Origin of the sequence: Stenotrophomonas sp. Sm2128 (assembly GCF_030985535.1) — a bacterium.
GTDB classification, from domain to species: Bacteria; Pseudomonadota; Gammaproteobacteria; order Xanthomonadales; family Xanthomonadaceae; genus Stenotrophomonas; species Stenotrophomonas maltophilia.
In genome coordinates this window covers 26,938-51,603 of record NZ_JAPTFQ010000027.1, presented here as the reverse complement: position 1 = coordinate 51,603, position 24,666 = coordinate 26,938, and the positions used below count along the sequence as shown (strand labels likewise).

At 66.1% G+C, this 24,666-nt stretch carries 28 protein-coding genes; 14 read left to right on the top strand and 14 right to left on the bottom strand.

The features are described from left to right. Window positions 1–45 precede the first annotated feature (45 nt). Complete coding sequence (locus O0K41_RS10075) at window positions 46–891, bottom strand: endonuclease/exonuclease/phosphatase family protein (RefSeq protein ID WP_164222021.1); 846 nt, start codon at window positions 889–891, stop codon at window positions 46–48. Between the two features lie 163 nt (window positions 892–1,054). On the opposite strand from O0K41_RS10075, the gene O0K41_RS10070 reads away from it, so the two are divergent. Together O0K41_RS10070 and O0K41_RS10065 are read left to right on the top strand one after the other, a co-directional pair. Next, entirely contained in the window at window positions 1,055–2,620 is a 1,566-nt protein-coding gene (locus O0K41_RS10070) for an oligopeptide:H+ symporter (protein WP_005413967.1), read from the top strand. 7 nt (window positions 2,621–2,627) lie between these two features. Further along, the gene (locus tag O0K41_RS10065) at window positions 2,628–3,254 is read left to right on the top strand and encodes a rhomboid family intramembrane serine protease (protein WP_005410307.1); all 627 of its coding nucleotides are present in this window, start codon (window positions 2,628–2,630) and stop codon (window positions 3,252–3,254) included. Between the two features lie 55 nt (window positions 3,255–3,309). On the opposite strand, the gene O0K41_RS10060 is transcribed toward O0K41_RS10065, so the two are convergent. Beyond that, entirely contained in the window at window positions 3,310–3,471 is a 162-nt protein-coding gene (locus O0K41_RS10060) for a hypothetical protein (protein WP_005413966.1), read from the bottom strand. 209 nt (window positions 3,472–3,680) lie between these two features. On the opposite strand from O0K41_RS10060, the gene O0K41_RS10055 reads away from it, so the two are divergent. From O0K41_RS10055 to O0K41_RS10040, 4 genes are all read left to right on the top strand, one after another. Next, complete coding sequence (locus O0K41_RS10055; RefSeq protein WP_005410305.1) at window positions 3,681–3,983, top strand: GNAT family N-acetyltransferase; 303 nt, start codon at window positions 3,681–3,683, stop codon at window positions 3,981–3,983. 37 nt (window positions 3,984–4,020) lie between these two features. Then, window positions 4,021–4,902 (top strand): DUF3298 and DUF4163 domain-containing protein, encoded by an 882-nt coding sequence (locus O0K41_RS10050; RefSeq protein WP_049451503.1) that lies wholly within the window; start codon window positions 4,021–4,023, stop codon window positions 4,900–4,902. A gap of 19 nt (window positions 4,903–4,921) precedes the next feature. Next, on the top strand, window positions 4,922–6,037 hold the full coding sequence (gene cfa / locus O0K41_RS10045; protein WP_308304498.1) for a cyclopropane fatty acyl phospholipid synthase: 1,116 nt from the start codon (window positions 4,922–4,924) through the stop codon (window positions 6,035–6,037). A 142-nt stretch (window positions 6,038–6,179) separates the two neighbouring features. Continuing rightward, window positions 6,180–6,941, top strand: a complete 762-nt coding sequence (locus tag O0K41_RS10040) for a hypothetical protein (protein WP_012480798.1) — start codon at window positions 6,180–6,182, stop codon at window positions 6,939–6,941. Window positions 6,942–7,143: 202 nt separating this feature from the next. Here O0K41_RS10040 and O0K41_RS10035 read toward each other — a convergent pair whose 3' ends face one another. After that, the gene (locus O0K41_RS10035; RefSeq protein WP_049397923.1) at window positions 7,144–9,312 is read right to left on the bottom strand and encodes a M3 family metallopeptidase; all 2,169 of its coding nucleotides are present in this window, start codon (window positions 9,310–9,312) and stop codon (window positions 7,144–7,146) included. Window positions 9,313–9,442: 130 nt separating this feature from the next. Between O0K41_RS10035 and O0K41_RS10030 the strand changes: the two genes are divergently transcribed. Beyond that, a complete protein-coding gene (locus tag O0K41_RS10030; RefSeq protein ID WP_005413962.1) occupies window positions 9,443–9,922 on the top strand; it encodes a glutathione peroxidase in 480 nt (159 codons plus the stop codon). 76 nt (window positions 9,923–9,998) lie between these two features. Here the strand turns inward: O0K41_RS10030 and O0K41_RS10025 are convergent, their stop codons facing one another. The 4 genes from O0K41_RS10025 to O0K41_RS10010 all read right to left on the bottom strand — a co-directional run bounded on the left by O0K41_RS10025 (window position 9,999) and on the right by O0K41_RS10010 (window position 14,355). Then, entirely contained in the window at window positions 9,999–10,778 is a 780-nt protein-coding gene (locus O0K41_RS10025; protein WP_005410300.1) for a ferredoxin--NADP reductase, read from the bottom strand. Between the two features lie 80 nt (window positions 10,779–10,858). Then, the gene (locus tag O0K41_RS10020) at window positions 10,859–12,730 is read right to left on the bottom strand and encodes an ABC transporter ATP-binding protein (RefSeq protein ID WP_049451476.1); all 1,872 of its coding nucleotides are present in this window, start codon (window positions 12,728–12,730) and stop codon (window positions 10,859–10,861) included. A gap of 239 nt (window positions 12,731–12,969) precedes the next feature. After that, window positions 12,970–13,422: a carboxymuconolactone decarboxylase family protein gene (locus tag O0K41_RS10015; RefSeq protein WP_164222017.1), complete on the bottom strand. Its 453-nt coding sequence runs from the start codon at window positions 13,420–13,422 to the stop codon at window positions 12,970–12,972. A 36-nt stretch (window positions 13,423–13,458) separates the two neighbouring features. Next, the gene (locus O0K41_RS10010; RefSeq protein ID WP_099605542.1) at window positions 13,459–14,355 is read right to left on the bottom strand and encodes an RNA polymerase sigma-70 factor; all 897 of its coding nucleotides are present in this window, start codon (window positions 14,353–14,355) and stop codon (window positions 13,459–13,461) included. Window positions 14,356–14,501: 146 nt separating this feature from the next. On the opposite strand from O0K41_RS10010, the gene O0K41_RS10005 reads away from it, so the two are divergent. The 3 genes from O0K41_RS10005 to O0K41_RS09995 all read left to right on the top strand — a co-directional run bounded on the left by O0K41_RS10005 (window position 14,502) and on the right by O0K41_RS09995 (window position 17,178). Continuing rightward, window positions 14,502–16,019 carry a fumarate hydratase gene (locus O0K41_RS10005; protein ID WP_005410296.1) on the top strand — a complete coding sequence of 506 codons (1,518 nt, stop codon included), beginning with the start codon at window positions 14,502–14,504 and terminating at the stop codon, window positions 16,017–16,019. 126 nt (window positions 16,020–16,145) lie between these two features. Further along, window positions 16,146–16,484 carry a hypothetical protein gene (locus O0K41_RS10000; RefSeq protein ID WP_005410295.1) on the top strand — a complete coding sequence of 113 codons (339 nt, stop codon included), beginning with the start codon at window positions 16,146–16,148 and terminating at the stop codon, window positions 16,482–16,484. A 58-nt stretch (window positions 16,485–16,542) separates the two neighbouring features. Beyond that, window positions 16,543–17,178: a glutathione S-transferase family protein gene (locus O0K41_RS09995; RefSeq protein ID WP_012480793.1), complete on the top strand. Its 636-nt coding sequence runs from the start codon at window positions 16,543–16,545 to the stop codon at window positions 17,176–17,178. A gap of 189 nt (window positions 17,179–17,367) precedes the next feature. Here the strand turns inward: O0K41_RS09995 and arsC are convergent, their stop codons facing one another. From arsC to O0K41_RS09980, 3 genes are all read right to left on the bottom strand, one after another. Continuing rightward, entirely contained in the window at window positions 17,368–17,709 is a 342-nt protein-coding gene (gene arsC, locus O0K41_RS09990) for an arsenate reductase (glutaredoxin) (RefSeq protein ID WP_024956646.1), read from the bottom strand. Then, the gene (locus O0K41_RS09985; protein ID WP_005413953.1) at window positions 17,709–18,863 is read right to left on the bottom strand and encodes a phospholipase A; all 1,155 of its coding nucleotides are present in this window, start codon (window positions 18,861–18,863) and stop codon (window positions 17,709–17,711) included. The genes arsC and O0K41_RS09985 overlap by 1 nt, the downstream gene beginning before the upstream one ends. A gap of 119 nt (window positions 18,864–18,982) precedes the next feature. Beyond that, the gene (locus O0K41_RS09980; RefSeq protein WP_043034719.1) at window positions 18,983–19,468 is read right to left on the bottom strand and encodes a DUF456 domain-containing protein; all 486 of its coding nucleotides are present in this window, start codon (window positions 19,466–19,468) and stop codon (window positions 18,983–18,985) included. Window positions 19,469–19,704: 236 nt separating this feature from the next. On the opposite strand from O0K41_RS09980, the gene O0K41_RS09975 reads away from it, so the two are divergent. Continuing rightward, the gene (locus O0K41_RS09975; protein ID WP_005410290.1) at window positions 19,705–19,914 is read left to right on the top strand and encodes a cold-shock protein; all 210 of its coding nucleotides are present in this window, start codon (window positions 19,705–19,707) and stop codon (window positions 19,912–19,914) included. Between the two features lie 74 nt (window positions 19,915–19,988). On the opposite strand, the gene O0K41_RS09970 is transcribed toward O0K41_RS09975, so the two are convergent. After that, a complete protein-coding gene (locus O0K41_RS09970) occupies window positions 19,989–20,483 on the bottom strand; it encodes a glycine zipper 2TM domain-containing protein (RefSeq protein WP_005410289.1) in 495 nt (164 codons plus the stop codon). 136 nt (window positions 20,484–20,619) lie between these two features. Next, the gene (locus tag O0K41_RS09965; RefSeq protein ID WP_005410288.1) at window positions 20,620–21,054 is read right to left on the bottom strand and encodes a hypothetical protein; all 435 of its coding nucleotides are present in this window, start codon (window positions 21,052–21,054) and stop codon (window positions 20,620–20,622) included. An 80-nt stretch (window positions 21,055–21,134) separates the two neighbouring features. Between O0K41_RS09965 and O0K41_RS09960 the strand changes: the two genes are divergently transcribed. Beyond that, the gene (locus tag O0K41_RS09960) at window positions 21,135–21,959 is read left to right on the top strand and encodes a tRNA threonylcarbamoyladenosine dehydratase (protein ID WP_005410287.1); all 825 of its coding nucleotides are present in this window, start codon (window positions 21,135–21,137) and stop codon (window positions 21,957–21,959) included. Window positions 21,960–21,993: 34 nt separating this feature from the next. On the opposite strand, the gene O0K41_RS09955 is transcribed toward O0K41_RS09960, so the two are convergent. Further along, complete coding sequence (locus tag O0K41_RS09955; RefSeq protein ID WP_149501236.1) at window positions 21,994–22,767, bottom strand: TatD family hydrolase; 774 nt, start codon at window positions 22,765–22,767, stop codon at window positions 21,994–21,996. Beyond that, entirely contained in the window at window positions 22,764–22,982 is a 219-nt protein-coding gene (locus tag O0K41_RS09950) for a DUF6116 family protein (protein ID WP_149501235.1), read from the bottom strand. The genes O0K41_RS09955 and O0K41_RS09950 overlap by 4 nt, the downstream gene beginning before the upstream one ends. A gap of 163 nt (window positions 22,983–23,145) precedes the next feature. Here O0K41_RS09950 and O0K41_RS09945 point away from each other — a divergent pair, with 163 nt between their 5' ends. Both O0K41_RS09945 and O0K41_RS09940 read left to right on the top strand, forming a co-directional pair. Then, window positions 23,146–23,988 (top strand): glycine zipper 2TM domain-containing protein, encoded by an 843-nt coding sequence (locus tag O0K41_RS09945; RefSeq protein WP_005410284.1) that lies wholly within the window; start codon window positions 23,146–23,148, stop codon window positions 23,986–23,988. Window positions 23,989–24,111: 123 nt separating this feature from the next. Further along, window positions 24,112–24,654: a GNAT family N-acetyltransferase gene (locus tag O0K41_RS09940; protein WP_005410283.1), complete on the top strand. Its 543-nt coding sequence runs from the start codon at window positions 24,112–24,114 to the stop codon at window positions 24,652–24,654. Window positions 24,655–24,666 lie beyond the last annotated feature (12 nt).

Here is a 24,666-nt window from a genome sequence, read left to right as displayed (position 1 = left end):
CCGCTGGCCGGCAGCCCTGGAACGCCGGCCAGCGGCCGGCACTACCTATTCGGCCGTGGCCGCATCGCCCTGCAGGCGCAGGGTGGCCATTACGCCCAGACGCAGGCCCGGCAGGTCGCCGTCGGCCGGCAGCAGGATCGGCTGCTGGCGGATGCCGCCGAAGTGCTTGACCTGGAACAGCACGTCCAGGCCATGACCACTGGCGCCACCGCCGCTGGCCGCCGGCGGCTCGGGGCGGCCACCCGGATTGCGCCGGGCCGGCTGGAACCCCGGGGTACTGCGCACGAGCTCGACGGTGGTTGCCGAGAAATCACCGGCGATCAGGCTGGGCATGCCCTCGGCGGTGGCGCCGATCCAGGTCATCAGGTCGCTGGTCTGGTGCTGGCGGGCAGTGGCCTCGTCCGGGTCCGGGCGCAGCCGTGCCACATAGATGTTGACCAGCGCCTGGCCCAGCTTCAGCCGCATCATGCCGGCGGCGCTGAAGGTGCCGGGTGGGTGCAGCAGGGTTACGCCATCCTCGCTGACCGGCAGCCGGGTCAGCATCGCGTTGCCATGCCGCAACGGCTGGCTGGGCGGATCGGCGGTAACGAAGTCGCAGCTGTAGCGTAGCCGGCTGGCCAGCCAGCAGGCCGGATTGCGGCCCTGCTGCTGCAGCACCTGCTGTACGGAGATCACGTCCGGCTGCAGCTCGGTGAGCAGGTGCGCCACCTGTTCGCGGCGCTGCTTCCACTGCGCATCATCGCGGCTGGGCAGTTCCAGCGCGGCCACGGTCAGCTGCCGGGGCTCGGCCTCACCGCTGGCGGCGGCCGGTGCCTGCGGCCGCGCCTGTGCCTGCAACGCCAGCAGCACGAGACAGCTGAGCAGGAGACGGGCGTGGGCGAGGGGGCGCATAACGATAAGTTTACGCTTTTGTCGTGCAGGTGCCGTGACTTCCGGCATGTAGTGACGTTGCCTGCCACGGATTGGCACCGTTGTCATGCAGCCCTGCAGCGTGCTTCGCAAGCCCCGCTTCCGGTAACCTTGCGCCTTTCGCTTTGCAGGATTGCCTTACAGGATGAGCCACGACGCAGTTGCCCCCATCGCCGGCCAGGGAAAGATGCCGCGCCAGATCCCGTACATCATCGGCAATGAGGCCTGCGAGAGGTTCAGTTTCTACGGGATGCGCAACATCCTGGTGCAGTTCCTGATCACCTCGCTGCTGCTGCAGGAAATCACTGCGGAAGGCCGTGCCGGTGAAGCCAAGGACATCATGCACAGCTTCATGATCGGCGTGTATTTCTTCCCGCTGCTCGGAGGCTGGCTGGCCGACAGGTTCTTCGGCAAGTACCACACCATTCTCTGGTTCAGCCTGGTCTACTGTGCCGGCCATCTGTGCCTGGCGCTGTTCGAGAACAGCCGCGAGGGCTTCTTCCTCGGCCTGGGCCTGATTGCGCTGGGTGCCGGTGGCATCAAGCCGCTGGTGGCCTCGTTCATGGGCGACCAGTTCGACCAGAGCAACAAGCACCTGGCCAAGATCGTTTTCGACGCCTTCTACTGGATCATCAACTTCGGCTCGCTGTTCGCCTCGCTGCTGATCCCGCTGGTGCTGAAGAACTGGGGCCCGCAGTGGGCGTTCGGCATCCCGGGCATCCTGATGTTCATCGCCACTTTCGTGTTCTGGCTGGGTCGCAAGCGCTACGTGCTGGTACCGCTGCCGCCGAAGGACCCGCATTCGTTCGCCAACGTGGTGCGTACCGCACTGACCACGCGCGTGGCCGGCCAGGGCCGTCCGGGCCTGGTGATCGCCGTGCTCGGCCTGGTGCTGGCAGCGGCCTCGTTCGGCTTGGTCGGCTCGCTGGGCATCGTCATCTGCCTGTGCCTGGCGCTGGTGTCGATCCTGGCGGGCATCGGCGGTGGCACCTGGCTGCAGCTTGATCGCGCCCGTGGCCAGCATCCGGCCGAAGCGGTTGAAGGCGTGCGCTCGGTGCTGCGCGTGCTGGTGATCTTCGCCCTGACCACGCCGTTCTTCTCGCTGTTCGACCAGAAGGCCTCGACCTGGGTCCTGCAGGGCCAGCAGATGCAGATGCCGAGCTGGTTCACCGCCTCGCAGATGCAGGCGCTGAACCCGCTGCTGGTGATGATCCTGATTCCGTTCAACAACCTGGTGCTGTACCCGGCCCTGCGCCGCTTCGGCTTCGAGCCGACCGCGCTGCGCCGCATGACCGCCGGCATCGCCTTCAGCGGCCTGGCCTGGATCGTGGTCGGCGGCATCCAGGTGGTGATGGACGGTGGCAATGCCATGTCGATCTTCTGGCAGATGCTGCCGTATGCGCTGCTGACCTTCGGTGAGGTGCTGGTCTCGGCCACCGGCCTGGAGTTCGCCTACAGCCAGGCGCCGCAGGCGATGAAGGGCGTGGTGATGAGCTTCTGGAACCTGACCACCACCATCGGCAACCTGTGGGTGCTGCTGTCCAACGCTGCTGTGCGCAACGATGCGGTGACCCACAAGATCGCCAGTACGGGCCTGAGCGAGGCGGCATTCCTGATGTTCTTCTTCGCCGGTTTCGCCTTCGTCGCGGCGTTGGCCTTCGGTTGGTACGCGAAACGCTATCGTATGGTCGACAACTACCGTAGCGCCTGAGCCTGACATGACCCCCGTCAATCTGCTGTTGATCGCCATCACCGCCCTCCTGTCGTGGATGGCGTTCAACAACCGCAAGCTGGCCGACCGCCTGATCCTGTGGCCGCCGGCCATCGACCGTCACCGCCAGTACGACCGGCTGGTGACCTATGGCTTCATCCACGCCGACTGGTCGCACCTGATCTTCAACATGATCACCCTGTTCTTCTTCGGGGGATTCATCGAGAGCGTGATGGTGCAGCTGACCGGCAGCTACCTGACCTACCCGGCGTTCTACATCGGTGCGCTGCTGGTCTCGATCCTGCCCAGCTACCTGAAGAACCAGAAGAACCCGAACTACCTGAGCCTAGGCGCGTCCGGGGCGGTGTCGGCGGTGTTGTTCGCCTTCATCCTGATCAAGCCGTGGTCGATCATCCTGGTGTTCTTCATCCCGGCACCGGCCATTGTCTATGCCGCGTTCTACGTGGGCTACAGCATCTGGATGGACAAGCGCGGTGGTGATCGCATCAACCACAGCGCCCACCTGGCGGGCGCGGCGTTCGGTGTGATCTTCATGCTGGCCATGCAGCCGAGCATCTTCACCCACTTCCTGCGCGAGCTTTCCAACCCGACCTTCCGCCTCGGCGGCGGTTGAGGGGCCGGAGTCGGATCCACTGGATCCGCCCCCGGGGGCAGGGACCCGCTCCTGGTCAGGCGCGGGTCTGCTGGCCGTAGGTGTCCAGCAGGCGGGCGAATACCTCTTCGCCGATGCGCTGGAAATCCTGATCTTCGGTCTGCCCTTCCACCGCCAGCTGCAGCAGGCCCTCCAGCAGGGCGCGGTCGGTGTCGGAATGGGAATCGCTGGGGTGCATCGGAGCCTCCGCGGTGGTGCGCATGATCAACGGTCGCAAGGGCCGTGCCAGCATGGCCGTACCCCTCCACAGGCGATAGCGGCCGCCCTCGCTCCAGCTTGAGGGTCGAAAACTGACGTGATTGGATTGGACTTGCCCCTGTTCAGGCTTCACGCGATCATGGCGCCCGGCTGCGCACCATCCACGCAGTCGCCGCAGGAGACAGTTCCATGGCTTCGGTCACGCCCCCCGGTCTGGCCTACGAGGTCGAACACGACCTGGCCAACCATCGCTTCACCGCCCGTGTGCGCGGACAGCTGGCGGTGCTCGATTACCAGATCAAGCGCAGGCGCATGGTCATCACCCACACCGAGGTACCTGAGCCGATTGCCGGCCGTGGCATCGCAGGTGAGCTGACCCGCGTGGCACTGCGCTTTGCCCGCGAGCAGAAGTACAAGGTGGTGCCGGCATGTTCCTACGCCGAGGCCTTCCTGCAGCGGCACGAGGAGTACCACGACCTGCTCGCTGGCTGAATGCCAGCGGGCCACGCTTCAGCCATGGCAGGCGATGATGTGCAAACATGAACAGGGGATCCCGATGAAGATTGGAAACAACCGGCCATTGCACGGCAGCGTGCTGGCCGGCGTGGTGGGCGTGCTGTTGCTGGCCGGTTGCCAGCGTGAAAGCGAGCCGGCACCGGCGACCGACGCGGCCCCCGCCGCCGAGGCCACTGCCGCAGGTGAAACGCCGGCCACGGAAGCGCCGCTGGACCTGCGCGACGTGATCGAGAACAACGAGCGCGAAGTGGTGGGCATCAGCTACCCGGCCGGCATCGATCGCTACCCGGGCCTGGCGCGCGCGCTGCAGAACTACGCAACCAGCGCACGCAGCGACCTGCAGCAGGCACTGGACGGGCTCGGCAATGACAAGCCGACCATGCCCTACGAACTGTCGCTGAGCTTCGAGAAGCTGCTGGAAACGCCGCAGCTGGTGGTGGTCAGTGCCGATGGCAGCCGCTATACCGGTGGCGCCCACGGCGAGCCGCTGGTGGCGCGTTTCGTGTGGCTGCCGGCGCAGCAGCAGATGCTCAGTGCCGACAAGCTGGTGGCCGATGCCAAGGGCTGGAAGGCGATCAGTGATTTCGTCGCCGACCAGCTGCGCGAACGCGTGGCCACCCGCCTCAGTGGCGAGGACATGGACCCGGCCCAGCTGCAGGAATCGCTGCGTAACGCATCGCGCATGATCGCCGACGGTACCGGCCCCCAGGCCGACAATTTCAGCCAGTTCCAGCCGCTGACCAACGACAAGGGGCAGATCACCGCGCTGCGCTTTGTTTTCCCGCCGTACCAGGTGGGTCCATACTCGGACGGCACCCAGACCGCCGACGTACCGGCGGCGGTGCTGTTGCCGCACGTGGCCAAGGACTACGTGGAGCTGTTCGCACGCGGTTGACCGCAGTCGAGGAGGTGGCGTGGATACAGGGTTGCAGGAGCGGGGCGCCGGCCTGCTGCAGGAAGCCGGGGTCCGCATCGGCGGCACCCAGCCACAGGACATCCAGGTGCATGACCCGCGTTTCTTCGCGCGGGTCATGGCGCACGGCTCGCTCGGCCTCGGCGAGAGCTACATGGACGGTTGGTGGGATGCCAACGTCCTCGATGAATTCCTCGTCCACCTGATGCAGGCACACCTGGATGAACGGGTGCACGGTTGGCGCGAAGTGGCCGATGCGCTGAAGGCGCGCCTGTTCAACCTGCAGGTCGGGCAGGGCAGCTACGAAGTGGGCCGCCGCCACTACGATCTTGGCAACGACCTCTACCAGGCCATGCTCGGCCAACGCCTGGTGTACAGCTGCGGCTACTGGCGCCATGCCGGTGATCTCGATGCCGCGCAGGAGGCCAAGCTGGACCTGGTCTGCCGCAAGCTGGGGCTGCGCCCCGGGCAGCGTGTGCTGGACATCGGCTGTGGCTGGGGTGAGGCCCTGAAGTTCGCAGCAGAGCGCTACGGCGTCAGCGGCGTCGGCGTGACCATTTCGCAGGAACAGGCCGGGTTCGCACGCGAACTGTGCGCCGGCCTGCCGATCGAGATCCGCCTGCAGGACTATCGCGAACTGGATGAGCCGTTCGATGCGATCTTCTCGATCGGCATGTTCGAGCATGTCGGCGACAAGAACTACGCCAGTTTCTTCGAGGTGGCCAGGCGCTGCCTGTCTTCGCGCGGGTTGCTGCTGCTGCACACCATCGGCACCAACATCTCGCGGCATCGCACCGATCCGTGGATCGCGCGCTACATCTTCCCCAATTCAATGCTGCCGTCGGCGGTGCAGATCAGCAAGGCGTTCGAAGGGCGCTTCGTGCTGGAGGACTGGCACAACTTCGGCACCGACTACGACCTCACCCTGCAGGCTTGGCGGCGCAACGTGGAAGCGGCGTGGCCGCAGCTGGACGCGCGCTACGACGAGCATTTCCGCCGCATGTGGCGGTTCTACCTGGCCGGATCGATGGCCACCTTCCGCTGCCGGCACGCGCAGCTGTGGCAGCTGGTGCTGTCGCCGGAAGGCGTACCGGGTGGGTACGTGGCGCCACGCTGAGGGTGCGCAGGGGTAGATCAGGCCGGATGCGATACTTACTGACGCCAAATCCGTGTGTTGCACGGTCAGCTCCGCGCGTGGGCGTCGTCGACGCTACGCTGTTGGGTCGGCGGGATTACCGCATTCCTGAAGGCGTTGCAGCATGGGTTGGGACATCACCTACCATCCAGTCGCGGATTCGGAGATCCGTGACATCTATTTCCGTGCTCTGGAGGACGTGACGCTGGTCGAGGCGCTGCAACAGCGGTTCCGGATCGAGCCGTTCTACATGGAGCAGTTGCAGGAACGCATCGACGAGGCTCGCTCGATCAGCGCCGACGTGCCTTTCGAGAAGGGGCACGCTTTGTACCTGGCGATCGTGGCCGGCCACCTTCGGCGGTATCACTATCTCCGCGGGAGCGCCCTTTCGTTTTTCATCGACGATCCGGTGGTCGCCCGGTATTTCGCGGACTGGCGGCAACTGGTGCCGTTGCAGTGGGCGGATGCTGCCGCCGGCAACCATCTACGTGAAAACTATGGTGGTGGCGTGTTCATCACGCATGCCCGGCTGAAGCAATTACGCGCTGATTATGCAGTGGACAGCGCACTTGCTGCGCGCCTGGAGGAGCTGTTCTCCGATGGACGCCTGGTCGTTTTCTGGCGTGTTGTCGATGAAGCGATCGCCAGCGGATGCGGATTGCTGGAGGCCAGCGAGGTGGTCGAGCCGAACCCGATGGATCTCAATGCATCGACCAGCTTGAGCAATCTGCTGAACTGCGCGCCGGATGGCGCGATCCTTTATGCGGAAGCCGCGGCGGCCCAGCTGGCGGAGTTCGTGGCAGCGCACCCGGATATCGCATCGACTGCCGCTGCCGCGCCCGGTGCGCCGAAACGACGGTGGTGGGAGCGACTGTTTCGGCGCTGATCTGGAAGCGCATCCACGCATGGCGCGGATCTACTGGAGTGCGTCATGTGTGGATCGATGATGCCGGGGTTCGTGGCGCGAATGGATCGTGTCGACCAACGGTCGGCACCCACCAGTAGATCCACGCCATGCGTGGATGTCCCAACAAAAAAACCGCCCGGTTTCCCGGGCGGTTTTTCGTTTCAGGCTACTGCGCGGGCGATCAGTTGCCGGCGCCGGTCAGGCCACGCTTTTCCAGCAGCGGTTCTATCTGCGGCTCGTGGCCGGCGAAATCGCGGAACAGCTGCATCGCGTCGACGCTGCCGCCCTTGGACAGCAGGGTGGCGCGGAAGTGGTCGCCGTTCTTGCGGCTCAGGCCGCCGTTGTCCTTGAACCACTTCTGGGTGTTGGCGTCGAGCACTTCCGACCAGATGTAGGCGTAGTAACCGGCCGAATAGCCGCCCATGATGTGGCTGAAGTACGGGGTCTTGTAGCGCGGCGGCACCGGCGCGTAGTAGATGCCGTCCTTCTCCAGCGCGGCGCGCTCGAAGGCCATCACGTCCTTGGCGGCCGGCACCTGGTCGGCGCCGATCTGGTGCCAGCGCTGGTCCAGCATGGCCGCACCCAGGTACTCGGTGGTAGCGAAGCCCTGGTTGAACTTGGCTGCCGCCAGCACCTTGTCCAGCAGTGCCTGCGGCATCGCCGAACCATTCTGGTAGTGCTTGGCGTAGTTCTTCAGGATGACCGGGTTGTCGGCCCACATCTCGTTGACCTGCGAGGGGAACTCGACGAAGTCACGCGGCACCGAGGTGCCCGAGAAGTACGGGTACTTCACGTTGGAGAACATGCCGTGCAGGGCGTGGCCGAACTCGTGGAACGTGGTGTTCACCTCGTCCCAGGTCAGCAGGGTCGGCTGGCCGGCCGGCGGCTTCGGAATGTTCAGGTGATTGGCGACCACCGGCTTGAAGCCGGTCAGCTTGGACTGCGAGACGTAGGAGTTCATCCACGCGCCACCGCGCTTGGAGGCGCGTGCATACGGGTCGAAGATGAAGATCGCCAGCTGGCTGCCATCGGCGTCGAACACGTCGTAGACGGTGACGTCATCGTGGTAGACCGGCAGGTCGGTGCGCTGCTTGAAGGTCAGGCCGAATTCCTGGCCCGCGGCGTAGAACACGCCGTTCTCCAGCACGTTCTTCATTTCGAAGTACGGCTTCAGCTGCGACTCGTCGAAGTTGTACTTGGCCTGGCGCACCTTCTCGCTGTAGAAGGCCCAGTCCCACGGTTCCAGCTTGAACGTCGGCTTGCCAGCGGCCTTCTGTTCCTGGTCGATCATCGCCTGCAGGTCGGCGGCTTCACGCTTGGCGTTGGCCACCGCGGCCGGGGCCAGCTTGCCCAGCATCGCGTTGACCGCTTCGGGGGTCTTGGCGGTCTGGTTGGTCAGGTTGTAGGCGGCGAAGTTCGGGAAGCCCATCAGCTTGGCCTTGTCGGCGCGCAGCTGCATGATGCGCGAGACCAGCGCGGTGTTGTCGAACTCACCGCCGCGGCTGCCGCGGCTCACCGATGCTTCGTAGATCTTCTGGCGCAGGGCGCGGTTGGCCAGGTTGGTCAGCGGCGGCTGGCCGGTGGTGTTGAGCAGGGTGATCACGTACTTGCCGTCCTGGCCGCGGGCCTTGGCGGCTTCGGCGGCGGCGGCGATCTGCTCCTTGGACAGGCCGTCCAGTTGCTTGACGTCGTCGACGGTGATCGCCGAAGCGTTCACCTCCGACTGCACGTTCTGGCTGAACTTGGTACCCAGGTTGGCCAGCTCGGCGTTCATCTCCTTCAGCTTGGCCTTGTCGGCGTCGGACAGCTTGGCGCCTGCGCGCACGTAGTTGTCGTAGTACTTCTCGACCAGGCGCACGCCTTCGGCGTCCAGGCCCAGCTGGCTGCGGGTGTCATACAGCGCCTGGATGCGGGCGAACAGCTTGCCGTTCAGCGCGATCGCATCGCTGTGCGCGGCGAACTTCGCCGAGTAGTCGGCCTGCAGCTTCTTGCGGGTGTCGTTGGTGTCGGCACCGACCAGGCTGAAGAACACGGTGGTCGCGCGGTCGAGGACATCACCGCTCTTTTCCAGGGCGATGATGGTGTTGTCGAAGGTCGGCTTGGCCTTGTTGTTGGCGATGGCCTCCACTTCCTTCAGCTGCTGCGCCATGCCGGCGTCGAAGGCCGGGGCGAAGTCGCTGTCCTTGATCTTGTCGAACTGCGGGAAGTGCAGCGGCAGCGGGCTTTCGGCGAAGAAGGGATTGGCCTGCTGGGCGGTGCTGCTGGCGGCCGGGGTGGCGGCGCCGGCCGAGAAGGCGGGCAGGGCAAGGCCGAGGGACATGGCCACGGCAAGGGCAAGGCGGGTGGTCAAGGCAGGAACTCCGGTAAGGCAAACAAGGGCCCGAGGGTAACCCGGCCGGCGGCGCCCGCACTTGTGTCAAAAGGCATGTTGCCGCGGCCGGGCGCGGGTACCATGCATTCACCGCCCACGGTTCACCGCCATGACCACTGCCTACGATTTCAGCTTCCGCGACCTCGACGGCCAGCCACAGGCCCTCGCCGGGTACCGGGGTCACCCGCTGTTGCTGGTCAATGTCGCCAGCCGCTGTGGCTTCACCCCGCAGTACACCGGGCTGGAACAGCTGTGGCAGGAGTATCGCGAGCGTGGCCTGGTGGTGATCGGCTTCCCATGCAACCAGTTCGGCGCGCAGGAGCCGGGGGACGCCGCGCAGATCCGCCAGTTCTGTTCGCTGGATTATCCGGTCAGCTTCCCGCTTTCGGAGAAGATCGAGGTCAACGGCGAGGGGGCTGATCCGTTGTGGGCATGGCTGTCACGCGAGAAGCGCGGCCTGCTGGGTAGCGCCCGCATCAAGTGGAATTTCAGCAAGTTCCTGGTCGATCGCCAAGGGCGGGTGGCTGCGCGCTTTGCGCCAACCACCAGGCCGGAACAGCTGCGCAGCGCGATCGAAGCGCTGCTGTGAAGGGGGTAGTGCCGGCCGCTGGCCGGCAATCCCGGAGCGCACGGAGAGCCGGCCGGCGGCCGGCTGCCGTTGCAGATCATTTCTCGACGAACGCGCGCTCGAACACGTAGTGGCCCGGCTGGCCGATGCGCGGCGAGACCTGGAAGCCGCGGGCATCGAGCACGCTGCGCAGATCAGCCAGCATCTGCGGGCTGCCGCAGATCATCGCGCGGTCGTTTTCCGGGCTCAGCTCCGGCAGGCCGAGGGTGCGCTGCATCTGGCCGCTTTCCATCAGCTGGGTCAGGCGGCCCTGGTTGGCGAACGGCTCGCGGGTGACCGCGGGGTAGTACAGCAGCTTGTCGCCGATCATCTCTCCCAGGAACTCGTGCTCACGCAGTTCCTTCTCGAAGTAATCGCGGTAGGCCAGATCCTTCTCGTAGCGCACGCCGTGGCAGAGGATCACCTTCTCGAAGCGCTCGTAGGTCTCCGGGTCCTTGATGACCGACAGCCACGGCGCCATGCCGGTGCCCGTGCCCAGCAGGTACAGGTTCCTGCCCGGGTGCAGGTCGCTGATCAGCAGGGTGCCGGTGGGCTTCTTGCCGACCAGCACCTTGTCGCCCGGCTTGATGTGCTGCAGGCGCGAGGTCAGCGGGCCGTCCTGCACCTTGATGCTGAAGAACTCCAGGTGCTCTTCCCAGTTGGCGCTGGCGATGGAATAGGCGCGCAGCAGCGGCCGTGCCTCGGTTTCCAGGCCGATCATCACGAACTGGCCGTTCTCGAAGCGGAAGCCGCTGTCGCGGGTAGTGGTGAAACTGAAGTAGGCATCGGTCCAGTGACGGACCTCAAGCACCGTTTCGGCGCCGAAAGCGGAGGACATGGGCGTATCTATCGAAAGTCGTCGGGGTTGATTCTATCTCAAATGAGACGGGTTCTCATTGGGCGGAACGAGAGGCGTTCTCAGCGGTAACCCGCCGCCTGCAGCTCGAACAGCTCGGCGTACCGTCCTCCCTGGGCCATCAGCTGCGCATGGGTGCCGCTGGCCTCGATGCGGCCATCGGCCAGCACCAGGATGCGATCGGCCATGCGTACCGAAGAGAAACGGTGGGAAATCAGCACTGCCGTACGATTATCCGCCAGCTCCCTGAACCGCTGGAACACTTCGAACTCACTGCGCGCGTCCAGCGCTGCCGTTGGCTCATCCAGGATCATCACCTGCGCATTGCGCATCCACGCGCGGGCAATGGCGATCTTCTGCCACTGGCCACCGGACAGGTCCACGCCCTGCTTGAAGCGGCGCCCGATCAGCTGGTCGTAGCCGCCGGGCAGGTCGTCGATCACTTCCTCGGCCATGCCTCGCCGCGCGGCATCGGCGATGCGTGCCTGGTCGTCCATCGCCTCGACCTGGCCGACGCCGATGTTCTCGCCGGCGCTGAGGTTGTAGCGCACGAAGTCCTGGAAGATCACCCCGAGGTTGGCGCGCAGGTCGTCCAGGTCGTAGTCGCGCAGGTCGCGGCCGTCGAGCAGGATGCGGCCTTCGTCCGGCTCGTACAGCCGTGCCAGCAGTTTCACCAGCGTGGTCTTGCCCGCGCCGTTCTCGCCGACCAGGGCCAGCACTTCGCCGGCCTGCAGCTGGAAATCGAGGTGGCGCACCGCCCACTGTTCGGCATCGGGATAGCGGAAGCCGACGTTCTCGAACACGAAGCCCTGGCGGATCGGCTGCGGCACGCGTATCGCGCCTTCACGCGAATGGATTTCCGGCTCGATCTGGAAGAACGAGAACAGGTCGTCCAGGTACAGCGCCTGGCTGGCCACCTGCGAGAAGCCGATCAGCAGGCCTTCCAGCAGCTGGCGCAAGCGCAGGAAGCTGCCGGCAAGGAAGGTCAGGTCGCCGATCGAAAAGTCGCCGCGCACCGTGCGCCAGGCAATGTAGGCGTAGGCGGTGTAATACCCCAGCGTGCCCAGCGCAGCCAGCAGCGTGCCCCAGAACGCGCGGCGCCGGGCCAGTGCACGGTTGGCCTGGAACAGCGCCACCGACAGCCGCCGGTAGCGTTCCACCAGGAAGCGGTGCAGGTTGTAGATCTTCACTTCCTTGGCCGTTTCCACGCTGGCACCGAGCTGGCGCAGGTAGTCGAGCTGGCGGCGCTCGGGCGTCCACTGGAAGTTGAGGCTGTAGCCGGCCGCGTTGAAGTGCGATTCACCGATGAAGGCCGGCACCAGTGCCAGCGCCAGCAGCAGGATCAGCCACGGCGCGTAGACCAGCAGGCCGACGGCGAGGCTGGCCACGGTGATCGCGTCCTGGACCTGGCCGAACAGCTGGCTCATCAGGTTCATCCGGCCCATGGTCTGGCGCCGCGCACGGTCCAGCTTGTCCTGCAGGTCCGGGTCCTCGAAGTCCTCCAGATCCAGCGTCGCCGCGTGTTCCATCAGCCGGATGCTGGTGACGTTGGCGAACAGCTCGGAGAGCAGGGCATCGGCGTAGCTGACCAGCCGGCCGAGCAGGTCCGAGGCGATGGCCAGGCCGAATTCCAGCGCCAGCAGGCCCAGCAGCGGATTCAGCACGCCGCTGGACAGCGCTTCGCCCAGCGGCGGGAAGCCCGCGTCGTGCTGGCTCAGGTGCAGGGCGCTGTCGATGATCAGCTTGCCGACGTACAGCATCGCCACCGGCAGCAGCGCGCGGATCAGGCGCAGCCCGAGGCTGGCCAGGGTGAGCGCGGGACTGGTCTTCCAGACCATGCGCAGGAACGGCGGCAGGTTGCGCATCGCCCTGAAGCGCTGGCGCAGGCTGGGTTTCTTCGCGGCGTCAGCGCCAGCGGCGGGGGTGGCAGGCATGTGCGTATTCTGCGCGCCTGATACGTGCAGAGGGGGTCAGTGCAGGCGTGTGGCCGGCACCGGGGTCAGATCCCTTTGCGCGGCAAAGGGCTCTGACCCCAGCGACCCACAGCGGGTCAGAGCCCTTCGCGAAGCGAAGGGATCCGACTCTCCCGCATCCACGCGTAGCGTGGATCTACCGTGTCGACCAAGGTCGACACCTACCAGCAGCACCGATGAACTGTCGAAGGCGGGGTGGGTCAGGCCGGCAGCGGCGGCAGCAACCCCGCACCGAGGCGGTTCCAGGCATTGATCACCGCGATGCCCATGCTCAGGTCACTGATGCCCATCTCATCGAAGTGCGGCGCCAACGCATCGAACGCCGCCTGCGACGGCGCACCGTCGGTCAGCCGGGTCAGTGCCTCGGCCCAGCCCAGCGCCGCGCGCTCGCGTTCGTCGAAGAAGCGGCTCTCGTGCCATGCCGGCAGTGTGTCCAGCTTGCGCGGCTCGATGCCGCCCTTGCGCAGCGCCGTGCCGTGCATGTCCATGCAGTAGCCGCAGCCGTTGAGCTGCGACACGCGCAGGAACACCAGTTCCATCAGGGTCGGATCGATCGAGCTGTCATGCACCGCCTGGCTGGTGGCCAGCAGGCCCTTGAAGGCCTCGGCGGCCAGGCGGGTGTAGGGGACGCGGGGAGAAGTGTGATTGGACATCGGGGGCTCCACGGCGGCCACGATGGCCGCCTTTCACTACCAGGACGCCGCAGCGTCGCCGCGCGTGACAACCCCCGGCAGCTTTTCCGGATTCAACACGCTGTACACGTTGGCGATGCGGCCATCGACCACCTCGATGGTGGTGACCGAGTGCAAGCGATCACCGACAAAGCGCAGGATCGCCGGCTCGCCGTTGACGTAGCCCAGCTGCGCCGGATGCACCGCGCCACGGCGGGCGATGGCCCAGAACAGGCGGCCGATGCGCTCGGCACCCAGCAGCGGGCGGATCGCTGCGGTAACCACGCCGCCGCCGTCGGACACCAGCAACGCGTTGGTGTGCAGCAGGGCCTGGATCGCCTCGCTGTCGCCGCGCTGCGAGGCATCCATGAAGCGCGCCAGCAGCTGCCGGTGCTGGCTGGCATCGGCGTTGAAGCGCGGCCGTCCGGCCTGCAGGCGTTGCCGGGCACGGTGCACCAGCTGCCGGCAGTTGGCCTCGCTGTGGCCGATCAGCTCGGCGATCTCGCGGTAGTCGTGGTCGAAGGCCTCCTTCAGCAGGAAGGCGGCGCGTTCCTCGGGGCCGAGCTGTTCAAGCAGGGTCAGGAAGGCGACCGAAACGTCGTCGGCCAGGGCATGCAGCTGGGCCGGGCCGGGCGCCGGGTCGGGCTCCAGGGTGACCGCCAGCGGCTCGGCCAGCCATGGGCCGACGTAGTGCACGCGCTCGCGCTTGGCCGCGCGCAGCCGGTCCAGGCCGAGCCGGGTGGTGGTGGTGACCAGCCAGGCTTCGGGGTCGCGGACGGCCGCCGGGTCGGCGCCGGACCAGCGCAGCCAGGCATCCTGGACCACGTCTTCGGCGTCGGCGCGGCTGCCAAGCAGGCGGTAGGCCAGGGCCATCAGGCGCGGGCGGTGGGTCTGGAAAGCGGTTTCGGCGTTCATGTGGGCAAGGACGCCGCAGTGGCGCGTGGCGTGACAGAGCGTCGGGGGAATCTTGCCGGCCAGCGGCCGGCACTACCACCCCGGGGCCGGGGGAGGGGGTAAAATGAGCGGATTACCCCCGCCAGCCTCGAGCAAGCGAGCAAGACGTGACATCGATCAAGCAGGAAGACCTCATCCAGTCCATCGCCGACGCGCTGCAGTACATCTCGTACTACCACCCGGTCGACTACATCAAGAACCTCGCCGCCGCTTACGAGCGCGAGGAGTCGCCGGCCGCGAAGGAAGCGATGGCCCAGATCCTGATCAATTCGCGGATGTGCGCCGAAGGCCACCGTCCGATCTGCCAGGACACCGGCATCGTCACCGTGTTCCTGGAAATCGGCATGGACGTGCGCTGGGACGACGCCACCATGGGCGTGGAAGACATGGCCAATGAAGGCGTGCGCCGTGCCTACATGCACCCGGACAACAAGCTGCGCGCTTCGGTGCTGGCTGATCCGGCCGGCAAGCGCATCAACACCAAGGACAACACCCCGGGCGTGGTCAACGTCAAGGTCGTGCCGGGCAACAAGGTCGACGTGATCGTCGCCGCCAAGGGCGGTGGTTCGGAAGCGAAGACCAAGTTCGCCATGCTCAACCCGTCCGACTCGATCGTCGACTGGGTGCTGAAGACCGTGCCGACCATGGGCGCCGGCTGGTGCCCGCCGGGCATGCTCGGCATCGGCATCGGTGGCACCGCCGAGAAGGCGATGCTGCTGGCCAAGGAAGCGCTGATGGAGCCGATCGACATCACCGAGCTGCAGGCCCGTGGTGCGTCCAACCGCATCGAAGAGCTGCGCCTGGAGCTGTACGAGAAGGTCAACGCGCTGGGCATCGGTGCGCAGGGCCTGGGTGGCCTGACCACCGTGCTCGACATCAAGATCAACGACTACCCGACCCACGCGGCCAACCTGCCGGTGGCGATGATCCCGAACTGCGCGGCCACCCGCCATGCGCACTTCACCCTCGATGGCAGCGGCCCGGTGATGCTGGACCCGCCGTCGCTGGAAGACTGGCCGAAGCTGACCTACGACGCGTCCAAGGGCACCCGCGTGGACCTGGACACGATCACGCCGGAAGACGTGGCCAGCTGGAAGCCGGGCCAGACCCTGCTGCTCAACGGCAAGCTGCTGACCGGCCGCGATGCCGCGCACAAGCGCATGGTCGACATGCTCAACAAGGGCGAGCAACTGCCGGTCGATCTGAAGGGCCGCTTCATCTACTACGTCGGCCCGGTCGATCCGGTGCGCGACGAAGTGGTGGGCCCGGCCGGCCCGACCACCGCCACCCGCATGGACAAGTTCACCGAGCAGGTGCTGGCACAGACCGGCCTGCTGGGCATGGTCGGCAAGGCCGAGCGCGGCCCGGCCGCGATCGAGGCGATCAAGAAGCACAAGTCGGCCTACCTGATGGCCGTCGGTGGCTCGGCCTACCTGGTGTCCAAGGCGATCAAGGCCGCCAAGGTGGTTGGTTTCGCTGACCTGGGCATGGAGGCGATCTACGAGTTCACCGTGCAGGACATGCCGGTGACCGTGGCAGTCGACTCCACCGGTGAATCGGTGCACAAGACCGGCCCGCGCGAATGGCAGGCCCGCATCGGCAAGATTCCGGTGGTGGTGGAGTAACTCCCCGCACGCTTCGGTCCAGACAACGGCGCCCGTGTGGCGCCGTTGTTGTATCCGGGGGGAGGATTAACGCGCCTGTAGCCCTTGCTCTGCTACGGTCGGCACACCCTCGCACAGGACGTGTCCATGGCCCTGCATCGATTCATCGTGGTAGGCATGCTGCTGGCGCTGGCCGGCTGCAACACCCCAGCGTCGTACGAAGGCGCGGATTTCCCTGCATCGGCGCAGTGCCGCGTGCAGTGCCAGGCCGGCTATCGCAGCTGCATGGCGCAGAATGACTCTCTCGGCAGCCGCCAGAGCAATTGCGAGCAGCGGATGGTGCCGGCGCCGGACAAGCGCTGCAAGGACGTGGACAACCCGGACCTGCGCCATGCCTGCGAACTGAAGACGCATGACTGTACGATGCGCGCGCCGATGATGTCCTGTGGCGAACGCCGGGATTCCTGCATGAGCAGCTGCGGCTGAGCAACGATCGTGCGCGCGGGCGCATAATCGGCTGATCCACCTGTACAGGATCTTCTGCATGAGCACCACGCTGTATGGTTCGACCAGTACCGCCGCGCTGGTGGTGCACTGGCTGCTGATCGAGCTGGGCATCGAGCATGAACTGGTGCTGCTGGATTTCGACGCGCGCGAGCACAAGTCGGCGCAGTACCTGGCGCTGAATCCGGCCGGTGTGGTGCCGACACTGCTGATCGATGGCCTGGTACTGACCGAAGCGGCGGCCATTGCGTTGTACCTGGCTGATCGCCATCCGGACGCCAATCTGCTGCCCGCGCTGGGCACGCCGCAGCGCGCCGATGCCTACCGCTGGATGTTCTGGTGTGCCAATACGCTGCAGCCGGCCTATCGAGCCTGGTTCTATCCACACGAAATGGCGGGCGAGGCGAATATCGAGGCCAGCCGCGGCATGGCACGGCAGCGCCTGGAAGCGGCCTGGCAGCATGTGGCCGCGCACCTGCATGCACATGGCCCCTACCTGCTGGGCGCCACGCCCTGCGTGGTCGACTACATGCTGGTGATGCTGATGCGCTGGTCGCGCAACATGCCCAGGCCCACCGACACCTGGCCGGTACTGAAGGCGCACGCCACGTCGATGAAGGCGCGCCCGGCGTTCGCCGAGGTGTACCGCCGCGAAGGCATCACCGACTGGCTGTAAGCCAGCCGGGGAGGAGGGCGTCCGGGTAGAAGGGGGGCGCTGGGGTAGAGTCGACTGTCAGTCGACTATCGCACGCAGTGCGGGCTTTTCCGCGGATGCATATGAAGGGTGAGGAGGGAGTCGACTAACAGTCGACTCTACCAACAGTCGACTCTACCAACACGCTCCGCTACGCGGCGGCGAGGCGGGTTACAGGATTTCCAGCACTGTTTCCGGTGGACGGCACAGGCGTGTGCCCTTGTCCGTGCGCACCACGGGGCGGTTGATCAGTCGCGGGTGTTCGGCCATCGCGGCCAGCAGCGTGGCCTCGTCCGCACCTTCCAGGCCCAGTTCGGCGAACTGCGCTTCCTTGCTGCGCACCAGATCACGTGCGCTCAATCCTGATTCGGCCAGCACCTGGCGCAGTGTGGCCACATCGGGTGGATTGCCGAGATACTCGATCACCACTGGCTCGAAGCCGGCATCACGTATCAGCTTCAATGCGCCGCGCGAGTTGCTGCAGGCCGGGTTGTGCCAGATCGTCACGGGCATCAGAACCACTCCAGCAGCGACACGCCCACGCCCACGTAGGTGGCCTTGTGGTTGTAGTCGATCAGGCTTTCGCCATAACCGTCGAACACCTGCACATGCCCGCGCAGCAGGTTGCTGATCGGGAAACCGTAATCCAGCTGCAGGGCACCGTGCGAGCGGCTGCCGGTGCGCAGCGAATGGCGCGCCATCAGCGAGACTTCGTGGCCGTTGCGGTTCCAGGTCAGGGTCGCATCACCGCGGCCCATGTAATCCTCGATGTCCGGGTTGTTGTCGTCGCTGCGGGTCTCGGGAATGCGGTACCAGGGGCGCAGCACCAGCGCCCAGTTCTCGCGGTCCAGGCCGATGTTGAGCATCACCCGGTTCCAGCTGCGCGAAAGCGGGTCGGCGCGGCCGTTGGATTGGTGGTTCAGCGCGATGCCGGTCATGCGCCCGCGCCAGCCACCGATCGAGTAGCCGTTGCGGAACACCATCATCACTTCCGGCTCGTAATTGGTTTCGCGGAACGGGCGCGAATCCTCGCCGTTGTAGGCCTGCCAGCGCGAGCTCTGGGTGTAGCCGGCCCAGATGTCGCCATTGTCGCCGAACAGGTTCTCGGCGATCTTGGTCTTGAAACTGATCTGGAACTTCAGCTCGGCACTGTCCAGCACCTGCGGCGTGGTGACCGTGTTGGCCGGGTTCGGCGAATGCGGCGTGGTGTTGCGATCGCTGGTCCAGAACGCCGGCAGCAGGTACACCGGCTTGTAGGCGCGCAGCTGGAACGGGCCCAGCTTGGAGTCCTCGGCCAGTTCCCAGCGGCTGTCCAGCAGCGAACCGCGGCCAGCATTGGCCAGTGCGCTGTCAGGGGCTGCTGGACGGAACAGATCGCTGACCCGCTCGCGCAGCTTCTCTTCGCCCTGGCTCACGCGTGCAGTCTGGCGTTCTTCGCGACGGGCCTGCGCGGCCGCCTCGGCCGCAGCGTCGGCCTCGGCAGTGGCCTGCGGGGTACGGCCGAACTGGCGGTCATAACAGGCCAGGCGGGCAGCATCGGTGGTAATCGCCGCGCACGCGGCCGGCGAGGCTTCGGCGCTGGGCGCGAACTCCTGCGCGGCCAGCGGCGCACTGGCCAGGGCCAGCGCCAGCGGCGCGAGACGGGGAAGCAGCGGAGACAGGGTCATTGCAGCAGGCCCTTAGGTGAATACGGGAATCGCACAGTGTGGCGGCTGCACCGGTTCACGGCCAGCCCCCACGGTTTATGCACGGGCACCGCGTGCGCGCGGCGTGAAGGCAGTGCGGGTTACAGGAACCAGGCGAAGGCGAACAGGCCGAGCATCGCGATCACCACGGCCAGTTTCAGCGCCAGGCCGAGCAGGATACCGAGCCAGGTGGCCAGGCCTACCCTGGTCGAGCGCCCCAGTTCGCGGGTGTGCCAATACTCGCCGGCCAGGGCGCCGATCAGGGGGCCTGCAAAGAGGCCGATCGGCATGAAGAACAGGCCGACGATGCTGCCGACGAACGTACCCCACAGTGCCTTGCGGCTGGCACCGACCCGCTGCGCACCCACCACCGTGGCCAGCACGTCCACCAGCAGCGAGAGGACGGTCAGTACGCCCAGCGCGACCAGGGTCGGCCAGCCGACGTGGGTGAAGCCGTCCGCCCAGGCCGCCAGCAGCAGTCCGATGAACACCAGCGGGATGCCGGGCAGGGCCGGCAGGATGATTCCGGCGATGCCGACAAGGACAAAAATGACCGCTAGCAGATATAAGATGAATGAGAGTCCCATGCTGTCCCGTATGGTCGCCGTTTTGGGGTTGACAGTGAAAGATTTTGCCAGTTGCTTTTTCGTTTTGGGCGGGTTAAGTTGCAGTCGCTGAGCTTGGCAAGGTCACCGTGGATCGTGGCCTGATGAAGCAAGATCTTCCCGATCCGCTGCATCGATGCACCTCGCTTCCCCCTTGCTTGTCAGCCGCCCACCAGGCGTTTCCAACAACAAGAGAGAGTCACCAGGGAGTTAGTGAGATGTCTGATCGCGAGACCGGTACCGTCAAGTGGTTCAACGATGCAAAGGGCTTCGGCTTCATCAGCCGTGAAAACGGCGAAGACGTGTTCGTGCACTTCCGTGCCATCCAGACCCAGGGCTTCAAGAGCCTGAAGGAAGGCCAGAAGGTCACCTTCACCGTCGTGCAGGGCCAGAAGGGCCTCCAGGCCGACGCCGTGCAGCCGACCTGATCGCGCTGCAAGCCGTCACATGAAAAAGGCCCGCGCAAGCGGGCCTTTTTTCTTTGCCGCCGGCCCGGCGCAGGTCAGCGCAGGATGACCTTGCCGTTGACCACGCGCACGTAGGTGTTTTCGCGGATGCCGCCGAGGTCGCGCTGGTTGACCACGATGGTGCGGCCATCGTCCATGCGCACGCTGATGTCGTAGGTATCACTGGTCACGTTCTTCTGGATCTGGTTGCCGGCCAGCGCGCCACCGACCGCGCCTGCGGCCGCAGCGATGTTCTTGTTGCCACGGCTGCCACCGGTGTGATCGGAGATCTCATGGCCGGCCACGGCACCGACGATGCCGCCGAGGATGGCGCCGGTCGCGCTGGGCGCGGTGCGGCCCGACGGCACGGTGTTGATGCGGGTGACGATGCCACAGTCAGCGCAACGGCCCTGGTTGTAACCGCCGTTGTTGCCGTAGCCACCATTGTTGTAGCCGTTGTTGTAACCACCGCCACCGTAGCCGGGCGAGGTGGCACAGCCAGCCAGGGCGAGGGTAGCGATGGCGCTGGCGGCAATGAGCTGGATCTTCATGGAGCGTCTCCTGGCCGTGAAGGCGGGTGTGTTGGGTGGTACTGCGTCATGCAGCAGGGTGGACGAATCCTCTCCTTTCGAACGTGAACAAGGTGCCAACCAGGTGTGCCTTGCCCGGCTACAGGATGAATGCGCGTCAGCGGAAGTCCTGGTGGCAGGCGCGGCAGTCGGCCTGCACGGTTTCCACGACCTTGGCCAGGGCGGTGCAGTCACTGGGCGGAGCCGCCAATGCGGCGTTGAGGTTGCCGCGCAGCTGGCTGGCGTGCTGCTGGAACCGGCCGTTGTCCTTCAGCCCGGGAAAGGCCAGGTCGAGGTCGTTGGACAGAAGGCGCAGGGCCTGCAGCCGCGGCACGCTGTCGGCCAGGCTGCAGCGGTTCTGCTGCTGGGCCTGCTGCAGCAGCTGCGCTTGCCGCTGCATCACCTGCATCAGGCTGTCCGGGAACGGGTCGCGGCGGGCCTGCAGGGCGCGGCCGACCACGACCGTGGCGACCAGGCCGATCAGCAGGCCCAGGCACAGCACGAACAGGTACCGCTGGGCAGTGGACGGGCGGCGGGGCGGGCTGGCGTTCATGGCGGGCTCTCCTGGCGTGCAACGGTGGGTTCGATGCCGGCGCGCTGTAGGCGCTGGCGCCTGCACGTTAAAATAGCCGCATGAACGAACAGGTCAAACAACGCTTCGCCGGCATCGAACGGCTGTATGGCGTAGGTGCGCTCGAGCGCCTGCAGGGCAGCCGCGTGGCGGTGGTGGGCATGGGTGGGGTCGGCTCGTGGGTGGTGGAAGCGCTGGCGCGTTCGGCGGTCGGCCACCTGACCCTGATCGACGCCGATGACATCTGTGTGTCCAACACCAACCGGCAGCTGCCGGCGATGGAAGGCAACTACGGCCGCAACAAGGCCGAGGCGATGGCCGAGCGTTGCCGTGCGATCAACCCGGACATCGAGGTCGATGCCGTGCAGGCATTCCTGACCGTGTCGAACATGGCCGAGTTGCTGGACCGTGGCTTCGACCTGGTGATCGATGCCTGCGACAGCTTCCGGGTGAAGGTCGAGACGATCGCCTGGTGCCGTCGCCGCAAGCTGCCGCTGCTGACCGTGGGGGCTGCCGGTGGTCGCACCGATCCGACCCTGGTGCGCATCCGCGATGTCTCGCGCACCGAGCACGACGCCATGCTGGCGCTGATCCGCAAGAAGCTGCGCAGCGAGTTCAATTTCCCGAAGAATGCCAAGCGCTATTTTGGCGTACCGGCGGTGTACTCGCTGGAAAACGTGAAGTATCCGCAGGCCGATGGCAGCGTCTGCGGCATCCGCCCGAACCTCGGTGCGGATGCTGCATTGAAACTGGACTGTGGCGCAGGCCTCGGTGCGGCAACCCACATCACCGGTGCCTTCGCCTTCGCGGCGGTCGGCAAGGCGCTTGAAATGCTGCTGGAGCCGAAGAAGGTGAAGGCCGAAGTGGTCGAGTCCAGCGAGGTGTGATGGATCGTGCCGGCCAGCGGCCGGCACCTGCCCGTTACATTGCCGGCAGCGCGAACAGGCGCCGCGCATTCTCCGTCGTGGCCTGGGCCACCGCGTCCAGCTCCATCCCGCGCAGTGCGGCCACGTGGCGGGCGATGACTGCCAGTCGCGCTGGTTCGTTGCGCTGGCCGCGGATGCCGGCGTCAGGCTGGTCGGGCGCGTCGGTCTCCAGCAGCAGCTGTTCCAGCGGCATCCCGCGCACCAGGCGCTGCAGCCGTTGCGCGCGATCGTAGGTCAGCGGACCACCGAGACCGAGCAGGAAGCCTTGCCGATGCAGTTGCGCGGCCTGTTCCGGGCTGCCGGAAAAGCTGTGCACCACGCCGCGCAGGCCGCCGACGCGACGGATCGCGGCAATGACCGCATCCACCGCGCGTCGCGCATGCACGATCACCGGCAGCTCGAACTCGCGGGCCAGTTGCAGCTGGCCGATGAAGTACGCCAGTTGCGCCTCTGCATCCAGTCCCTCGACGAAGAAGTCCAGCCCGCATTCGCCGATCGCGCACGGGCGTTCGCGATCGATCCATTCGCGCAGCAGCGGCAGATGGTCGGGCCGGTGCTCGGCCAGGAACATCGGATGCAGGCCGTAGGCCGGGTACAGCCCCGGTGCCTGCCGGCAGACCTCGCGCAGCTTCGGCCAGCTGGCGGCCGTGACGGCCGGTACCACCTGCTCGCGCACGCCCGCGGCGCCCGCGCGCTCGATCACCGCCGTGCGGTCAGCATCGAATTCACTGGCATCCAGATGGCAGTGGCTGTCGACCAGCGGGATCAACGCTGTTCCAGCGGCGGCGGGGCCGGGACTGTATTGCGGCTCTTCCAGTTGGCCAGCAGCAGGGTGCCGAAGCCCAGTACCAGCTCGTCGACGAACGGAATCGGGTCGGGAATGAACAGGGTCAGCACGAACAGGCCGGCGGTCAGCTTGAACAGGGTGGGGTAGCGCAGCCGGCGGGCCCATTGCAGTACCGGCAGCAGCATCGGGTAGGCCATGGCGTGGATCCTCGTGGGGAATATGCAAACGCTACCACGGGCCCAGCATTTCCCGATGCTGAATGGGTTACAGGAATGAGCAGGAAATGTGGAGATTCCGTTCAGGCAGTGCATGCTGCAATCTGGGCCGAGAACGTTGCGGATGGTCCGCAAGGAGCAGGTCATGAAAAGCACAACTACAACTGTCCTGGTCGCAGCGGGCGCGCTGCTGGTCGGTGGCATCGCCACCGCCGCCTTCATGAAGAGCGGCGACAAGTCGCCTGATTCCATCAGCGCCGGAACCCCCAACGGTGAATCGCGGCTGGTTGACGGCAATGCCGTTGACGATGGCGCGCGTGGTGACAAGCTCGACCCGTCTGCACCGCGCGGGCTGGAATACGCCGACGTGCTGAAGGTCGACCCGATCACCGAGAAGCAGAAGGCCTACGCCACCGTGATCGGCACCGATCCCGTGCGCGAGACCTCCACCACCCAGACCCCGCACGAGGTCTGCCAGGACGTGACCGTGCAGGAGCGCCTGCCGGAGCGTGACGGCAACGTCGGCGGCACCGTGGTCGGCGCGGTGGTCGGCGGCCTGCTCGGCAACCAGGTCGGCGGTGGCAACGGCAAGAAGGCCGCGACCGCAGCCGGTGCCGTGGCCGGTGGCTTCATCGGCAACCAGATCGACAAGCGCCATGTGGGTGGCCGCGTGGTCAACCGCACCGAGCGCCAGTGCCACACCGAGACCGCCACCTCCGAGTCGAGCCGTGTTACCGGCTACAACGTGACCTACCGCAACGAGGACGGCACCACCGGCACCATGCGCATGGCCAGCAAGCCGGGCAACCGCATCGCCATGGGCACCAATGACGTGGTGAAGGGCTACAACGTGACCTACCGCTACGACGGCGCCGAGAAGACCGTGCGCATGGACAACAAGCCGGCCAGCGATCGCCTGCCGGTGGTCGATGGCCAGCTGGTCACGCAGACCGCTGCTGCCGGCGCCACTGCAGCCACGCGCCAGTAATCCAGAATACGTGCTGTACCCGACGGGCCGGCGCATGCCGGCCCGTTTCGTTGTGAGCGCGGGCATTCATCCGTGTGGAGGCGGAATCCACCATCATGGTGGCCCCTTCGACATGGAGTCGGCATGAGCATCTTCGACCTGCGCCTGGAAACCGAGCGCCTGATCCTGCGTCCGCTGCTGCGCGAGGACTACGAACCCTATCTGGCGTTCTGCGCCGACGAGGAAACGATGCGCACCCTCGGTGGCGTGCAGCCGCCTTCGGTAGCCTGGCGCGGCTTCTGCAGCCTGGCTGGCGCCTGGCAGCTGTTCGGCTTTTCGATGTTCAGCGTGATCGAAAAATCCAGCGGGGACTGGATCGGGCGGATGGGCCCCTGGCAACCGCAGGACTGGCCGGGTACCGAGGTCGGCTGGGGCATCCGCCGCGCCAGCTGGGGCCGGGGCTATGCGCCGGAAGCGGCGGTCGCGGCGATCGACTGGGCCTTCGACACGCTGGGTTGGCACGAGGTGATCCATACCATCGCCGAGAACAACGACAACTCGCGGGCGGTCGCGCGCAAGCTGGGCAGCACGTTGCTGCGGATGGGCGAACTGCCGCCGCCGTACAACGACAAACCGATGCAGATCTGGGGCCAGTCGCGCGAACAGTGGCGGCAGCGTGCACGCTGAACGTGGCCCGGT

Bases quoted from the DNA above. Each gene is read 5' to 3' on its own strand.
- O0K41_RS10025 (WP_005410300.1), bottom strand. From the start codon at position 10,778: ATGTCCTCCGCTTTCGGCGCCGAAACGGTGCTTGAGGTCCGTCACTGG.
- O0K41_RS09975 (WP_005410290.1), top strand. From the start codon at position 19,705: ATGTCTGATCGCGAGACCGGTACCGTCAAGTGGTTCAACGATGCAAAG.
- O0K41_RS09970 (WP_005410289.1), bottom strand. From the start codon at position 20,483: ATGAAGATCCAGCTCATTGCCGCCAGCGCCATCGCTACCCTCGCCCTG.
- O0K41_RS10020 (WP_049451476.1), bottom strand. From the start codon at position 12,730: ATGCCTGCCACCCCCGCCGCTGGCGCTGACGCCGCGAAGAAACCCAGC.
- O0K41_RS10075 (WP_164222021.1), bottom strand. From the start codon at position 891: ATGCGCCCCCTCGCCCACGCCCGTCTCCTGCTCAGCTGTCTCGTGCTG.
- O0K41_RS10065 (WP_005410307.1), top strand. From the start codon at position 2,628: ATGACCCCCGTCAATCTGCTGTTGATCGCCATCACCGCCCTCCTGTCG.
- O0K41_RS09960 (WP_005410287.1), top strand. From the start codon at position 21,135: ATGAACGAACAGGTCAAACAACGCTTCGCCGGCATCGAACGGCTGTAT.
- O0K41_RS10010 (WP_099605542.1), bottom strand. From the start codon at position 14,355: ATGAACGCCGAAACCGCTTTCCAGACCCACCGCCCGCGCCTGATGGCC.
- O0K41_RS09965 (WP_005410288.1), bottom strand. From the start codon at position 21,054: ATGAACGCCAGCCCGCCCCGCCGCCCGTCCACTGCCCAGCGGTACCTG.
- O0K41_RS10070 (WP_005413967.1), top strand. From the start codon at position 1,055: ATGAGCCACGACGCAGTTGCCCCCATCGCCGGCCAGGGAAAGATGCCG.
- O0K41_RS10055 (WP_005410305.1), top strand. From the start codon at position 3,681: ATGGCTTCGGTCACGCCCCCCGGTCTGGCCTACGAGGTCGAACACGAC.
- O0K41_RS10015 (WP_164222017.1), bottom strand. From the start codon at position 13,422: ATGTCCAATCACACTTCTCCCCGCGTCCCCTACACCCGCCTGGCCGCC.
- O0K41_RS10000 (WP_005410295.1), top strand. From the start codon at position 16,146: ATGGCCCTGCATCGATTCATCGTGGTAGGCATGCTGCTGGCGCTGGCC.
- O0K41_RS10060 (WP_005413966.1), bottom strand. From the start codon at position 3,471: ATGCACCCCAGCGATTCCCATTCCGACACCGACCGCGCCCTGCTGGAG.
- O0K41_RS10050 (WP_049451503.1), top strand. From the start codon at position 4,021: ATGTGCAAACATGAACAGGGGATCCCGATGAAGATTGGAAACAACCGG.
- O0K41_RS09945 (WP_005410284.1), top strand. From the start codon at position 23,146: ATGAAAAGCACAACTACAACTGTCCTGGTCGCAGCGGGCGCGCTGCTG.
- arsC (WP_024956646.1), bottom strand. From the start codon at position 17,709: ATGCCCGTGACGATCTGGCACAACCCGGCCTGCAGCAACTCGCGCGGC.
- O0K41_RS09950 (WP_149501235.1), bottom strand. From the start codon at position 22,982: ATGGCCTACCCGATGCTGCTGCCGGTACTGCAATGGGCCCGCCGGCTG.
- O0K41_RS09940 (WP_005410283.1), top strand. From the start codon at position 24,112: ATGAGCATCTTCGACCTGCGCCTGGAAACCGAGCGCCTGATCCTGCGT.
- O0K41_RS10040 (WP_012480798.1), top strand. From the start codon at position 6,180: ATGGGTTGGGACATCACCTACCATCCAGTCGCGGATTCGGAGATCCGT.
- O0K41_RS09985 (WP_005413953.1), bottom strand. From the start codon at position 18,863: ATGACCCTGTCTCCGCTGCTTCCCCGTCTCGCGCCGCTGGCGCTGGCC.
- O0K41_RS10030 (WP_005413962.1), top strand. From the start codon at position 9,443: ATGACCACTGCCTACGATTTCAGCTTCCGCGACCTCGACGGCCAGCCA.
- O0K41_RS09980 (WP_043034719.1), bottom strand. From the start codon at position 19,468: ATGGGACTCTCATTCATCTTATATCTGCTAGCGGTCATTTTTGTCCTT.
- O0K41_RS09995 (WP_012480793.1), top strand. From the start codon at position 16,543: ATGAGCACCACGCTGTATGGTTCGACCAGTACCGCCGCGCTGGTGGTG.